At 71.5% G+C, this 12679-nt stretch carries 13 protein-coding genes; 6 read left to right on the forward strand and 7 right to left on the reverse strand.

The genetic code is table 11. From position 1 onward, the window contains the following. Positions 1–147: 147 nt before the first annotated feature. Together ACIP63_RS12680 and ACIP63_RS12685 are read right to left on the reverse strand one after the other, a co-directional pair. Positions 148–897 carry an ABC transporter permease gene (locus tag ACIP63_RS12680; RefSeq protein WP_401514278.1) on the reverse strand — a complete coding sequence of 250 codons (750 nt, stop codon included), beginning with the start codon at positions 895–897 and terminating at the stop codon, positions 148–150. 9 nt (positions 898–906) lie between these two features. Further along, positions 907–1689, reverse strand: a complete 783-nt coding sequence (locus ACIP63_RS12685) for an ABC transporter ATP-binding protein (protein WP_401514280.1) — start codon at positions 1687–1689, stop codon at positions 907–909. 82 nt (positions 1690–1771) lie between these two features. On the opposite strand from ACIP63_RS12685, the gene ACIP63_RS12690 reads away from it, so the two are divergent. The 4 genes from ACIP63_RS12690 to ACIP63_RS12705 all read left to right on the forward strand — a co-directional run bounded on the left by ACIP63_RS12690 (position 1772) and on the right by ACIP63_RS12705 (position 6668). Then, positions 1772–2413 (forward strand): TetR/AcrR family transcriptional regulator, encoded by a 642-nt coding sequence (locus ACIP63_RS12690; protein ID WP_401514283.1) that lies wholly within the window; start codon positions 1772–1774, stop codon positions 2411–2413. A gap of 127 nt (positions 2414–2540) precedes the next feature. Further along, positions 2541–3389, forward strand: coding sequence for a 3-hydroxyacyl-CoA dehydrogenase family protein (locus ACIP63_RS12695; RefSeq protein WP_104791876.1), 849 nt, complete (start codon positions 2541–2543; stop codon positions 3387–3389). A 243-nt stretch (positions 3390–3632) separates the two neighbouring features. Then, positions 3633–3956 carry an STAS domain-containing protein gene (locus ACIP63_RS12700; RefSeq protein ID WP_014154038.1) on the forward strand — a complete coding sequence of 108 codons (324 nt, stop codon included), beginning with the start codon at positions 3633–3635 and terminating at the stop codon, positions 3954–3956. A 246-nt stretch (positions 3957–4202) separates the two neighbouring features. After that, complete coding sequence (locus ACIP63_RS12705) at positions 4203–6668, forward strand: ATP-binding protein (RefSeq protein ID WP_401514286.1); 2466 nt, start codon at positions 4203–4205, stop codon at positions 6666–6668. 70 nt (positions 6669–6738) lie between these two features. On the opposite strand, the gene nucS is transcribed toward ACIP63_RS12705, so the two are convergent. Next, a complete protein-coding gene (nucS, locus tag ACIP63_RS12710; protein ID WP_362895057.1) occupies positions 6739–7410 on the reverse strand; it encodes an endonuclease NucS in 672 nt (223 codons plus the stop codon). Between the two features lie 257 nt (positions 7411–7667). On the opposite strand from nucS, the gene ACIP63_RS12715 reads away from it, so the two are divergent. Beyond that, positions 7668–8060, forward strand: coding sequence for an SCO5389 family protein (locus ACIP63_RS12715; protein ID WP_104789158.1), 393 nt, complete (start codon positions 7668–7670; stop codon positions 8058–8060). 97 nt (positions 8061–8157) lie between these two features. Here the strand turns inward: ACIP63_RS12715 and ACIP63_RS12720 are convergent, their stop codons facing one another. Then, entirely contained in the window at positions 8158–9189 is a 1032-nt protein-coding gene (locus tag ACIP63_RS12720; RefSeq protein WP_401514289.1) for an LLM class flavin-dependent oxidoreductase, read from the reverse strand. 214 nt (positions 9190–9403) lie between these two features. Here ACIP63_RS12720 and ACIP63_RS12725 point away from each other — a divergent pair, with 214 nt between their 5' ends. Next, a complete protein-coding gene (locus ACIP63_RS12725; protein ID WP_401514291.1) occupies positions 9404–9733 on the forward strand; it encodes an ATP/GTP-binding protein in 330 nt (109 codons plus the stop codon). 9 nt (positions 9734–9742) lie between these two features. Here the strand turns inward: ACIP63_RS12725 and ACIP63_RS12730 are convergent, their stop codons facing one another. From ACIP63_RS12730 to ACIP63_RS12740, 3 genes are all read right to left on the reverse strand, one after another. Next, the gene (locus tag ACIP63_RS12730; RefSeq protein ID WP_401514294.1) at positions 9743–10612 is read right to left on the reverse strand and encodes an ABC transporter permease; all 870 of its coding nucleotides are present in this window, start codon (positions 10610–10612) and stop codon (positions 9743–9745) included. After that, positions 10609–11772 carry an ABC transporter ATP-binding protein gene (locus ACIP63_RS12735; RefSeq protein ID WP_401514296.1) on the reverse strand — a complete coding sequence of 388 codons (1164 nt, stop codon included), beginning with the start codon at positions 11770–11772 and terminating at the stop codon, positions 10609–10611. The genes ACIP63_RS12730 and ACIP63_RS12735 overlap by 4 nt, the downstream gene beginning before the upstream one ends. Positions 11773–11895: 123 nt before the next feature. After that, positions 11896–12675 carry an ABC transporter permease subunit gene (locus tag ACIP63_RS12740; protein WP_401514298.1) on the reverse strand — a complete coding sequence of 260 codons (780 nt, stop codon included), beginning with the start codon at positions 12673–12675 and terminating at the stop codon, positions 11896–11898. Positions 12676–12679: the final 4 nt, after the last annotated feature.

Consider the following 12679-nt stretch of genomic DNA (forward strand, 5'->3'; position numbering starts at 1 on the left):
TCAGGCCGGATCAGGGAGCGGGGTCTGGTGCGTGCAGCTGCAAGGCGGAGGATTGAGGCAACGCGGAGCGTTGTCGATTGACGACAACGCGGCAGATGTGCGTGCCAGGGCACGCGAGCCCGGCCTGACCCGAACGAGAGGCCCTGGTTACGCCCCGGCCCTGCGGAAGACACGCGTGCCGACCGTCACAGCCAGAAGGGCGAACGCGAGCGCCACCAGCGTCCCGTACAGCATGTGCGCCGTGGCGTACGAGCCGACGTACGCGTCCCGCACCGCGTCCACCAGGTAGCGGAACGGCGTGAAGTGCGACAGGACGTCCAGCCAGGCGGGGCCGAGCGTCATCGGCAGCATCAGGCCGGAGAGCAGCATGGCCGGCATGGTCAGCGAGTTGATCACCGGTCCGAACTCCTGCGGCGTACGCACCTTCATGGCCAGGGCGTACGACAGCGAGGCCAGCGAGACGGTCAGCAGGCCCACGAACGCGAAGCCGACGATCACTCCGGGCAGCGGCGCGCGCAGCCCCATGACCAGCGCGGCGAGCACCAGCAGCACGGCCTGGAACATGAAGAGCAGTGCGTCCCGCAGGACCCGCCCGAGCAGCAGGGCCAGCCGGCTGACGGGGGTGACGCGCATGCGCTCCACGACCCCGGTGGACTTCTCGATGATGATCGAGAAACCGGCGAACGAGGCGCCGAAAAGCCCCAGTTGGAGCAGCAGGCCGGGAACCAGGACCTGCCAGGAGTCACCGGTGGAGCCGAGCGGGAGGCCCGTGAGGAGCGGGCCGAAGAAGAGCAGGTAGAGCAGCGGCATCAGAATCCCGAAGAAGATCTGGAACCGCGAGCGCAGGGTCTGCCGGACGTACCGGCCGAAGATCAGTGACGTGTCGTGGAGAAGCATGGGGGCGTCCTATACGGCGATGGGGGCGGCCTCGGCGGCGGGCGGGGTCCGCCCGGTGATCGCGAGGAAGGTCTCGTGGAGCGAGGCGTCGGGTGAGCCGGCGTGCTCGGTCTTCAGCGCGGCCGGCGCGCCCTCGGCGACCACCAGGCCGCCGTCGATGACGACCAGCCGGTCGGCGAGGGCGTCTGCCTCGTCGAGGTAATGGGTGGTGAGCACGACCGTCGTGCCGAAGTCGTCCCGCAGGCCCCGGACCAGGTCCCACAGGTCCTCCCGGCTGCCCGGGTCGAGCCCGGTGGTCGGCTCGTCGAGGAAGAGCACGGCGGGGCGGTGGGTGAGGCCCATCGCGATGTCGAGCCGGCGGCGCTGGCCGCCGGAGAGCGCGGCCGTCCTGCGGTCGAGCAGGTCGCCGAGGCCGAGGCGGGCCGCCAGCTCGGCCGTGCGCGCGACGGCGTCGGCCTTGCTCAGCCGGTAGAGCCGCCCCTGGGTGACCAGCTCCTCCCGCACGGTGACGTGCGGGTCCACCCCGCCGGACTGGGCGACGTAACCGCACTTCTCGCGGACCCCCGCCGGGTCCGCCGTCAGGTCGCAGCCGGCGACCGTGGCCGCGCCGCCGGTGGGGGCGAGCAGCGTGGTCAGCATCCGCAGGGTGGTGGTCTTGCCCGCGCCGTTGGGGCCGAGGAGGCCGACGATCTCGCCGGGCAGGACGGCCAGGTCGACCGAGCGCACCGCGTGGACCGGCCCCGCCTTGGTCGTGAAGGTCCGGGAGAGCCCGGACGTACTGATGATTGGCATGGCGACCACAAAAACAGAGTGACTTAAAAATTGCAATCCCTCCAAAATTTCAGGGACACCATGTGCTCCGTAGGATGGGTCCATGGCTGAGGGACTGAGGGAGCGGAAGAAGCGCCGGACGAGGCAGCACCTCTCCGACGTGGCCACCTGGCTCTTCGTGGAGCGGGGCTTCGACGCGGTCACGATCGCCGAGATCGCCCAGGCCGCCGAAGTCTCGGTGAACACGGTCTACAACTACTTCCCGGCCAAGGAGGACCTCTTCCTGGACCGCAGCAGCGGCATGGTCGACCGGCTCCCGCGTTTCGTCCGGGGCCGCGACCACGGGGAATCGGCGGCCGAGGCCGTCCTGCGCGAACTGCGGATCCTCGTGGAGGGCGTCTCCCCGACGGTCGGCCTCATGGACGGCTACGCGAGCTTCATGCGGGTCATCGAGGGCGCCGACACCCTCAAGGCCCGGCTCTGGCACATCGGTCAGGAGGCCCAGCTCCGCCTGGAGGCGACCATGCGGGAGGAGTCGGGGGCGGACGCCGGCGACCCGGTCCCGGATCTGGTGGCCGGTCAGCTCTCCTGGGTGCACAGCACGCTCATGGCGTACATCGGGCGCGAGATGGTCGCGGGCCGCAGGCCGGAGGAGGTCTCGCGCGACGCGCTCGGCCTGCTCGACGACATGGAGGAGCTCCTCGGCGAGAAGGCGCTCAACTACGCGCGGCGCGCCGCCGCGTGACACCGGACGGTGTGATGTCCGTCATGTGAGACGTGACGCGCATCTCTTCGGGGCCTCACGGCCCCTCACGGGTACTAATCTCCGCCGGAGAGCATGCGAACGACCGAGATGCATTGGGGTGCGAAACGTGGCCAGGAAGCTCGCCGTCATCGGCGCCGGACTCATGGGGTCCGGTATCGCGCAGGTCTCCGCCCAGGCGGGCTGGGACGTCGTGCTGCGTGATGTCACGGACGAGGCCCTGGCGCGCGGGCGCGGCGGCATCGAGGCCAGTTACGGCAAGTTCGTCGCCAAGGGCAAGCTGGACGCCGCCGACGCCGAGGCCGCGCTCGCCCGGATCACGACGACCACCGACCTCGACGCCGTGGCGGACGCCGACGTCGTCGTCGAGGCCGTCTTCGAGAAGCTCGAGGTCAAGCACGAGATCTTCCGCACGCTCGACAAGGTCGTGCGGGAGGACGCCGTCCTCGCCTCCAACACCTCCGCCATCCCGATCACCAAGATCGCGGCCGTGACGGAGCGCCCGGAGCGGGTCGTCGGTGTGCACTTCTTCTCGCCGGTCCCGATGATGCAGCTCTGCGAGCTGGTGCGCGGCTACAAGACCAGCGACGAAACGCTCGCCACCGCACGGGAGTTCGCCGAGTCCGTGGGCAAGACCTGCATCGTCGTCAACCGCGACGTCGCGGGCTTCGTCACCACCCGGCTGATCTCGGCGCTGGTCGTCGAGGCGGCCAAGCTGTACGAGTCGGGCGTCGCCTCGGCCGAGGACATCGACACCGCGTGCAAGCTGGGCTTCGGCCACGCCATGGGCCCGCTCGCCACGGCCGACATGACCGGCGTGGACATCCTCCTGCACGCGACCGGCAACATCTACACCGAATCCCAGGACGAGAAGTTCGCCGCTCCGGAGCTGATGCGCCGGATGGTCGACGCAGGTGACATCGGGCGCAAGAGCGGGCAGGGCTTCTACACCTACTGATCACGACCGGGTCCCCGGCTGCCTGATGTGCCGTCAGTCAGAGCCGGGGTTCCGGGATCCGACGCCGTCCGGCGCGCGGATCCAGCGGGTACCGCCGGACCTGCTTCACCCCTCGGGGTGAATTCGGTATCGGTTCGCTTACAGACGGCAACTTCCCTGTCGCTGCGGCAGTCAGTTGTGGCAGAGGCAGGAAGAGAAAACCAGACAGACCGACCATGCTGCGGAGAGTTCCGGGGAGCGCATATGCACATCAGGGGCGACCACGCCGAGCTGGTCGTCGGGGGCCGCCTCGACGTCCGAAGCGCGGCGGACGCCCGTACGGTTCTGCACTCGGCCGTCGACGACGGAGCCGGCGACCTCGTGCTGAACCTGACCGAGCTGGACTCGTGGGACGCCACCGGACTCGGCGTCATCATGGGCGCGCACCGCAGAGCCGGCCGGGCCGGCCGGCGGCTCGTCCTGCGCGGTGTGCCGCCGCAGATGCAGCGCCTGCTCGTGGCGACGAGGCTGCACAGGATCCTGGCCATCGAGGGCGGGCTCGCCGCGGACTCCCTGCCACGCGTCTGAGGGATCCGCGGGGCCCCGCCCGGCCCGAGCCGCCCTGGAGCGGCGATACACGCACAATCCTCACGAGAATGTGATGTGGGGAGCCGCGCGGCCCCCCGCTGGATCGTAGATACTGTGCGAAGGTTTAGGGTTCGGCCGTCTGCCGATCGACGAGGACCCACTGGCGGACACCGGACCGGGAGCGACAGCGGGGCGTGCGAGGCCGGAGGGGGCAACCGCGCGCTGCGCGTCTGGGGGACTTTGACGATGGACCCGACCAACCGGGGACCGGAAGAGTACGGCCACGGCGCCGACCGTTCCGGCGACGACGCCGGGCGGCGGCGGCAGTCCCGCGACCCGCTGACGCCCGACCTCGGGCACCAGACGCCTCAGCAGTCGCGCACGGTACAGCTGATATCGGGCGACTTCCTGCTCACCGTCAATCCGGTCGACGGCAGCGAGATCGAGCCCTGCCGGCCGGGGGAACGGCCCGACGCACCCGTACGGCACACCGCCGAGCGGCGTGTGGAGCGCGAACGCGCCGCCTTGCCGCCCGTCCCCCCGGGGCCGCCCGCACCGCAGATGCCCCTCCTGGAACGCCAGGAGGAGCGCGAGCGGCTCGTACGGCTGCTCGCCCGTGGCCGCTCGGTGTGCCTCACCGGGCCGGCCGGGTCCGGGCGCACAGCCCTCCTGGACGCCGTCGCGGCCGACTGCGCGGACCTGGCGCCGGACGGCGTCGTACGTCTCTCCGGATACAAGCGGACCGCCGGCGAGCTGCTGTACGGGCTCTTCGAGGCCGTCTACCGCGCACCGCTGCACCGGCCCGACCGCGAAGGGCTCCTCGCGCTCGTCCACGGCATCGGCGCCGTCGTGGTCGTGGACGACCTGGAGCTCGGCGGCGCCGCGCTCCAGGAGCTGCTCGACGCCACCCCGGAGTGCGCGTTCCTCTTCGCCGCCACCCCCGATGTGCCCGCGCCGGGCCCCGAGGCGAACCTCGAAGAGGTCTTCCTCACCGGTCTCGGCCGCAGCGCCTCGATCGAGCTGATGGAACACGTCGTGGAGCGCGCGCTCACCGACGACGAGGCGAACTGGGCGGGAGACCTCTGGTTCGAGTCCGAGGGGCTGCCGCTGCGCTTCGTCCAGGCAGGCGCCCTGCTGCGCCGGCGCGACGATCTGCGCCCCGTCCAGGACGCGTTCGACGGCTACGACGACGATCCGGCCGACGCCCCCTTCGGCCGGGCCGAGCCCGCCGGCCTCCCGCTGCCCAGCCTCGGCGAGGGCGCGGCGCCCGCCGCCCTGCTCGCCTCCCGGCTGAGCGAGGCCGCCCGCGAGACCCTGCGCTTCGCCGTCGCGCTGGGCGGCGAGGTGCCGCACCAGGCGCACCTGCCAGCCCTGGTGGGGGACACCCACGCCGACGCCGCCCTGGGCGAGCTGGCCCTCAGCGGCCTGCTCTCCCCGGCCGGCCCCCGCTACCGGCTGGCCGCGGGGGCCCTGGCCCAGCTGGAGGCGAGCGGCTACGGCGAGAGTGCGGACGCCCACGCCCGCAGCGCCGCCCAGCACTACGCCTGGTGGGCGGGGCACCCCTCCGTCACCCCGGAGCGCGCGGTCGCCGAGGCGGACGCCCTCCTGGCGTCGATGACCCGCCTGGTCCCCGGCGAGGCACCGGGACAGGCCAGCGTGGCCGTCCTGCTGGCCCGCAGCGCCGCTCCCGCCTTCGCGGCGGGAATGCAGTGGGGCGCCTGGGAGAAGGCCCTCAGAGCCGGCCAGGAAGCCGCGAGGATCGCCGGTGAGGTGGCTGAAGAGGCGTACTTCCACCACGAGTTGGGTGTCCTCGCGCTCTGCACCGGGAACCTCGACCGCGCCAGGGCCGAGCTGGAGACGTCCATCGGCATGCGCGGGGCGCTCGCCGACAAGCCCGGCGCGGTGGCCGGACGCCGGGCGCTCGCCCTCGTCGGTGACCGCTCGGGCGAACCGGTGCACAGCACCCCGGCGGGCGAGGAGGTACCGGCCCCGCGTCACGACGAGTCGGCCTCACCCCCCGGCGGCATCCCGGCGGCCAAGCCCCTGTTCCCCCGGCTGACCGACACCTCCGCGACCCTGATCACCCGTCAGGACCCGCTGCCCCCCGGCCCGCCCACCGGGCGCATGGGAGTGCTCCAGGGCGCCCGGCGCAATCTCGTCGCGGTGGGCGCGGGTGCGCTGCTGGCGGCCGTGCTCGGCACCGTGGTGACCCTGGGAGCCACCTCGGGAAGCGAGGATCCGGACGGTCGGAACGTCACGACCGAACAGTCGGCGAACGAGGACGACAGCGAGAACGGCCTCCCCGCCGACGAACCGACCGACGGCCCCGCCACCGACGGGGACACCGCCGGCGGCTCCGAGTCCCCCGGCCCGTCAGGCACCGCCACCCCGTCCGGGAGCGGCAGCCCGTCCCCGGGCACCTCGTCGAGCCCGGGAACGAGCGCCTCCACCAGCGAGAGCCCCAGCGGCTCGCCGACCCAGGACAGCCCCACGCCGACGAAGAAGCCGACGGGCAAGCCGACGAAGACGCCCACCACGCCGCCCGAGGAGTCCGAGAGCCCGACCGAGGCCCCGCCCGACCCGCCCACCACGGAGCCGACCCCGACGGACACCCCGACGCAGCCGGAGACCTCCAACTCGGCGAGCGGCCCGGCGGAGTCCGTCACGGCCTCGGCGACGGAGAGCGGGCCGGCCTCCCCGACGGTGGCCTGAACGCGAAATCGCCGTACGGCTCCGGAGACCGGGGCCGTACGGCGATCAGGAAGCGGGCAGCGGCCCCAGGTCAGAACAGCCGCAGCTTGTCGTCCTCGATGCCCCGCATCGCGTCGTAGTCGAGGACCAGGCACCCGATCCCACGGTCCGTCGCCAGGACCCGGGCCTGCGGCTTGATCTCCTGCGCCGCGAACACACCCCGCACCGGCGCCAGATGCGGATCACGGTTGAGCAGCTCCAGATAGCGGGTCAGCTGCTCCACACCGTCGATGTCGCCCCGCCGCTTCAGCTCCACGGCCACCGTCGCACCGTCCGCGTCCCGGCACAGGATGTCGACCGGGCCGATCGCGGTCGGGTACTCACGGCGGATCAGGGTGTAGCCCTCGCCCATCGTCTCGATGCGGTCGGCGAGCAGCTCCTGGAGGTGCGCCTCCACGCCGTCCTTGATGAGCCCCGGGTCGACACCCAGCTCATGGGACGAGTCGTGGAGGATCTCCTCCATCGTGATGATCAGTTTCTCGCCCGCTTTGTTCACCACGGTCCAGACGCCCTCGCTGTCGTCGGCGCCCTCCTTCAGGGTGCACGGCGGGGACATCCAGTTGAGCGGTTTGTACGCCCGGTCGTCGGCGTGGATCGACACACTGCCGTCCGCCTTCACCAGGATCAGACGGGGGGCGGAGGGCAGGTGGGCGGTGAGCCGGCCCGCGTAGTCGACGGAGCAACGGGCGATGACGAGACGCATGGTCCGCAACGCTACTCGACGACCCACGGTCCACGCGATTCCCATCCTCCTCAGGCGCATCTCCCGACCGAGGCCGATCGGTCTTGCCCCTCTTTGCAACCGTTCGTTATTGGCCGGTTGTGTTCCCAATCTCCTGGTGCGGCCCGGACTGCGCCCTTAACGTGGAAGCAGGAGGTCGCCGCCTGTGTACGCAGCGTCGCCGTCCTGCCCTGCCCGTAAGGCCCCGGCCGCCCGCCGGGGTCGCGAGAGGAGAACCCATGTCGCTCGACGTCTCACCGGCGCTGTTGGAACAGGCCGAGCGAGGCGAGGTCGACGAAGCCGACTTCGTCGACTGCGTCCGGACCTCCCTGCCCTACGCATGGGAGATGATCAGCTCCCTGGTGGCCCAGCTGAAGGTGGACGGCGGAGAATTCGCCGACAACCAGACGCCGCCGCCGGACGAGCAGGCACGTGGTCAGCTGCTGCGTGCGCTCGCGAGTGATGCGATACGCGGCGCGCTGCAGCGGCACTTCGGAGTGCGCCTGGCATTCCAGAACTGCCACCGCGTCGCGGTGTTCCCGCTGGACGACTCGGTCGACGAGCGCCTGGCCCGATTCACCTCGGTGAGGGGCCAGTTGCTCAACCAGTCGCCCGAACTACGGGACTGCTGAGCGCTTCTGCTGCCGCTTCGGGCCGCGGGAGGTGCAACTGGCTCCGGGGCGGCAGCTCCCGTACCACCGCACCACCAGGACTACCAGCGTGAACAGCTCACTTCAGCAACGGCAGCACTTCCGTGCCCAGCCGCTCCACATTGGTCTCCGTCGCCGCGAGATCGCCCGACCCCTCGACCATGAGGGCGAAGCGGGTGATGCCCGTGCGCTCCGCCGTGGCCGCGAGCCGGTCGGCGGCGAAACGGGGCGGGCCCACCGGATGCAGGCCGCAGAGGAACTCGGTGTAGGCCACGGGGTCGCGCATCACCCGGTGCCGGCCGTCGACCGTCACATGGGCGTCGAGCCCCTGCCGCAGCCACCCCGGCATCGCCTTCACGAGCGTCTCCACGGCGTCCGCCGGGCGGTCGGAGATCTGGGCCACCCCTGCGGACACATGTGCTACCCGCTCCGCGACCTCCGCCGGCTGACCGGCCTCCCGGGCCGCCGAACTCCAGAGAGCGACCATGTCGGCCTTCTCCTCGTCGCCGCAATGCATCCCGAGGAGCATCGGCAAACCCTTTTCAGCGGCGAGTTTCACGCTTTTCGGCGACGTGCACGCGACGATCACCTCGGGACCCGCAGGACCGTCCCCGAGGAGCTCGTCGGCGCGGGGCACCACGGCCACCTCGCGGAAGCCGTAACGCTCCCCGCTCCCCGCCACCCGGGGTTTGCCCAGCCAGTCGAGCAGCAGCTCCAGCGCCTCCGGGAAGCCCTTCTCGTACGCATCGAGGCCGCCGCCGAACACCTCCAGGTCGACCCACGGCCCGCCACGCCCCACCCCGAGGGAGAAGCGCCCGCCGCTGGTCAGATGCAGCAGCGCGGCCTGCTCGCCGAGCGCGACGGGGTGCTGGTTCGGCAGCACGCTCACCGCCGTGCCCACGCGGATCCTGCGCGTGCGGCCGAGCAGCAGGGCGGCCAGTGTCGTGGCGGACGGGCACACCCCGTACGGCACGAAATGGTGTTCGGCCAGCCAGACGGAATCGAGCCCGGACTCCTCCGCGACCTCCGCCGAGCGGATCGCCCGGTGCAGGGCCTCACCCTGCCCCTGGCCCGGAAACTGAGCTGCCAGTACGAACGTTCCTACGCGCATCGCCTGTTGCCTCCTTACGGCCGACGCGGCTGTCCCTCTACCGGCAACAACGTCTGACACGTGCCAAAGGCACGGTCCACGGCGAAGTTGTTGCGATTTTCCGGTAACCCACCCGCCCCTCGGGTGCTCATCCGCCACTCCCGACACTGGTCAGCCGCCGGTGGCTCTAGGCTGGACGGAACAAACCGCCCGTGCCCGCCCCGTGAGGTGTCCCGTGTCCCCGCGCCGCAACCGCCCCCGAGGCGGCGAGAGTCCTACCGGCAGCCCACGAGGGGCGGGGGAGCGGTACGGAGGGGGCGGCGCCACGGAGAGCTGGCAGGGCGAGGAGTGGTCGGTGCGCCCGGTGAGCGGCGCGAGCGCGGCGGGCAAGCGCTACCGCTGCCCCGGCTGCGACCAGGAGATCCCGTCGGGGGTCCCGCACCTCGTGGCCTGGCCCGAGTTCGGCGGGATCGACGACCGCAGACACTGGCACAAGGCCTGCTGGAACGCGAAGGACCGCCGCACCACACGGGTGCAGCGGTCCAGGAACGCTCCGCGCTACTGAGGGGCGGCCTCAGACGTCCCGCCGGTCGAGCGAGGCGAGGGCGCCGGCCATGGCCACCGCGGTGACGCCGATGATGATCCACAGCGGCTCCCAGCCGGTCGGGCCGGACGCGGTCACCGAGACGTCGTACATCGCGCCGAGCTGGTTGGGGATCGAGTACTCGAAGAGCGCCTGCTGCACCGAGGCCAGCGTCGGCGAGAACATGAAGATCGCCAGCACGAGCGGGAGAAGCACCACCCCGATCATGATCGTGATGGCGCCCGCGGAGTGCCGGATGAGCGCGCCGAGCGCGAGCGAGAGCAGCCCGAGCGTCGCGACGTAGAGGCCGACACCCACCGTGGAACGCACCCAGTAGCCGGCGTCGGGTGTGGCGCCGTCCAGCATGGCCGTCTGCAGGACGCCGACGATCCCCGTGGTGACCGTGGTGATCGTGAAGGCGAGCAGGAAGAAGACGACCGACTTCGCGATCAGCATCCGCGCCCGGCTCGGGCACGCGGTCAGCGTCGTACGGATCATTCCGGTGCCGTACTCGGACGCGATGGTGAGCACGCCGAGGGTGATCACGCAGATCGACCCGAGCAGCACGCCGAAGAAGCCGAGGCTGAGCACGGGGGTGTCGTCGAGCGGCGCGTCCGAGATGCTCACGGTGAACGCGGTGAGCAGCCCGATGCCGACCAGGAGCACGATCATCACGCCGAGCGTCCACACCGTGGAGCGCACGGAGCGGATCTTCGTCCACTCGGAGGCGATCGCGTCACCGAGGCCGGGGGTGCGCACGGGAATCGGTGAGGCGTACAGGCCGGCCGGGCCGCCGTGACCCGGCTGGGGCCGCGGCTGCGGGGGAGCCTGGTGCGCCTGCGGGGGCGGTGGCATCGTCATCGGGAGTCCTCGCTGGTCTCGCGCTCGGGCCGGTCCGCGGTCTGCGCGGGCGCGGGTCCGGCCGGCGGTGCGGCGGCGTACGGGTTCTGTCCAGGGGGCGGCGGGGCGTACCAGCCCTGCTGCGGGACCTCCGGCGGGGGCGCGGGCGCGTGACCGGGCTGTCCGTGGCCCTGGGGGCCGTAACCGGCCTGGCCGGGCTGTCCGTAGCCGGGCGGCGGCAGCTGGAGCCCTTCCTTGGCGTCCGCCGTCGAGCGGTAGTCCACGGCGCCCTGCGTCATCCGCATGTACGCCTCCTCCAGCGACGCCTGGTGCGGCGAGAGCTCCCACAGCCGGACGTCCGACGCGTGGGCCAGATCGCTGATGCGGGGGAGCGGCAGCCCGGTGACGCGCAGGGCGCCGTCCGGCTCGTGCATGACCCCGGCGCCCGCCTCCGCCAGCGAGGCCGTCAGCTTCTCCCGTTCCTCCGGCCGGTCGGCCGGGACCCGCACCCGCGCGAAGTCCGCCGAGTTGGCGGAGATGAAGTCCTTGATGCTCATGTCGGAGAGCAGCTGCCCGCGCCCGATCACGATCAGGTGGTCGGCGGTGAGCGCCATCTCGCTCATCAGGTGGCTGGAGACGAAGACGGTGCGGCCCTCGGAGGCCAGCTGCTTCATCAGGTTGCGGACCCAGAGGATGCCCTCGGGGTCGAGACCGTTGACCGGCTCGTCGAAGAGCAGCACCTGCGGGTCGCCGAGCAGCGCCGCCGCGATACCGAGCCGCTGGCCCATTCCCAGGGAGTAGCCCTTGGACCGCTTCTTCGCGACGTGCTGGAGCCCGACGACGCGGAGGACCTCGTCCACCCGGGCCGCCGGGATGCCCGCGAGCTGGGCCAGGCACAGCAGGTGGTTACGGGCGCTGCGCCCGCCGTGCACGGCCTTGGCGTCGAGCAGCGCCCCGACCTGGCGCGGGGCGTTGGGAAGGCTGCGGAAGGCGTGGCCGCCGATCGTCACATGCCCGGACGTCGGCCGGTCCAGGCCGAGCATCATGCGCATGGTGGTGGACTTGCCCGACCCGTTGGGACCGAGGAACCCCGTGACGGCCCCCGGCCGCACCTGGAAGGAAAGGTTGTGCACGGCCGTCTTCGCGCCGTAGCGCTTCGTCAGGCCGACTGCCTCGATCATTCTCCAGCCCCATCGACTTATCTGTCGTCGGGGCCCAGGCCCGCGGCCGCACGCCCCCGTAAGAGTTAGGAGGATAACCAGCCGCGGGCGGTTCCGGCCAAGCCGTACGAGGAGCGACGGACGCTACGCGTCGCGCTTCCTCAGCACCAGGTAGCCGCCGATCAGCGCCGCCACCACCCACAGCGCCATGATCCCCAGCCCGGCCCACGGCCCGTACGGCGCCGGGTCGCTGTTCAGCGCGTCCGGGACCACCTGCATGATCTTGGAGCCCGCCTGGTCGGGGAAGTAGCGGGCCACGCTCTTGGCGCCGGGGACCGCCGAGAGGATCTGCGAGACGAGGAAGAAGAACGGCATCAGGATGCCGAGCGACAGCATGGAGCTGCGCAGCATCGTGGCCACGCCCATCGAGAAGATCGCGATCAGGCCCATGTAGACGCCGCCGCCGAAGACCGCGCGCAGCACGTTCTCCGCGCCGATGTCGGTGCCTCGGTCGCCCAGCATGGCCTGGCTGAGGAAGAAGGTCACGAAGCTGGTGGCCAGGCCGACCACCAGCGCCAGGGCCCCCGCCACCGCGATCTTGCAGAAGAGGAACGACCCGCGCCGCGGCACGGCCGAGAGCGAGGTGCGGATCATGCCGGAGCTGTACTCCGTACCCACCACCAGGACACCGAAGACGACCATCGCCAGCTGTCCCAGGACCGTTCCGGAGAAGCTCACGAACGTCGGGTCGAAGGTGGCCTGCTCGGCGGCCGAGAGGTCGTCGAACTGGCTGTTCAGCAGGGCGCTCAGGGCCGCGCCCATGGCGACCGTGACGACGAACGCGGAGATCAGCGTCCAGGTGGTCGAGGAGACCGTACGGATCTTGGTCCACTCGGAATTCAGGACCGCGGGTACCGATGTCATCGCC

The sequence above is a fragment of the Streptomyces sp. NPDC088746 genome (assembly GCF_044751065.1).
Classification (GTDB): domain Bacteria; phylum Actinomycetota; class Actinomycetes; order Streptomycetales; family Streptomycetaceae; genus Streptomyces.

Coding starts and splice junctions, on each gene's coding strand:
- ACIP63_RS12680 (WP_401514278.1), bottom strand. CDS start 897: ATGCTTCTCCACGACACGTCACTGATCTTCGGCCGGTACGTCCGGCAG.
- ACIP63_RS12685 (WP_401514280.1), bottom strand. CDS start 1,689: ATGCCAATCATCAGTACGTCCGGGCTCTCCCGGACCTTCACGACCAAG.
- ACIP63_RS12690 (WP_401514283.1), top strand. CDS start 1,772: ATGGCTGAGGGACTGAGGGAGCGGAAGAAGCGCCGGACGAGGCAGCAC.
- ACIP63_RS12700 (WP_014154038.1), top strand. CDS start 3,633: ATGCACATCAGGGGCGACCACGCCGAGCTGGTCGTCGGGGGCCGCCTC.
- ACIP63_RS12705 (WP_401514286.1), top strand. CDS start 4,203: ATGGACCCGACCAACCGGGGACCGGAAGAGTACGGCCACGGCGCCGAC.
- nucS (WP_362895057.1), bottom strand. CDS start 7,410: ATGCGTCTCGTCATCGCCCGTTGCTCCGTCGACTACGCGGGCCGGCTC.
- ACIP63_RS12715 (WP_104789158.1), top strand. CDS start 7,668: ATGTCGCTCGACGTCTCACCGGCGCTGTTGGAACAGGCCGAGCGAGGC.
- ACIP63_RS12720 (WP_401514289.1), bottom strand. CDS start 9,189: ATGCGCGTAGGAACGTTCGTACTGGCAGCTCAGTTTCCGGGCCAGGGG.
- ACIP63_RS12730 (WP_401514294.1), bottom strand. CDS start 10,612: ATGACGATGCCACCGCCCCCGCAGGCGCACCAGGCTCCCCCGCAGCCG.
- ACIP63_RS12735 (WP_401514296.1), bottom strand. CDS start 11,772: ATGATCGAGGCAGTCGGCCTGACGAAGCGCTACGGCGCGAAGACGGCC.
- ACIP63_RS12740 (WP_401514298.1), bottom strand. CDS start 12,675: ATGACATCGGTACCCGCGGTCCTGAATTCCGAGTGGACCAAGATCCGT.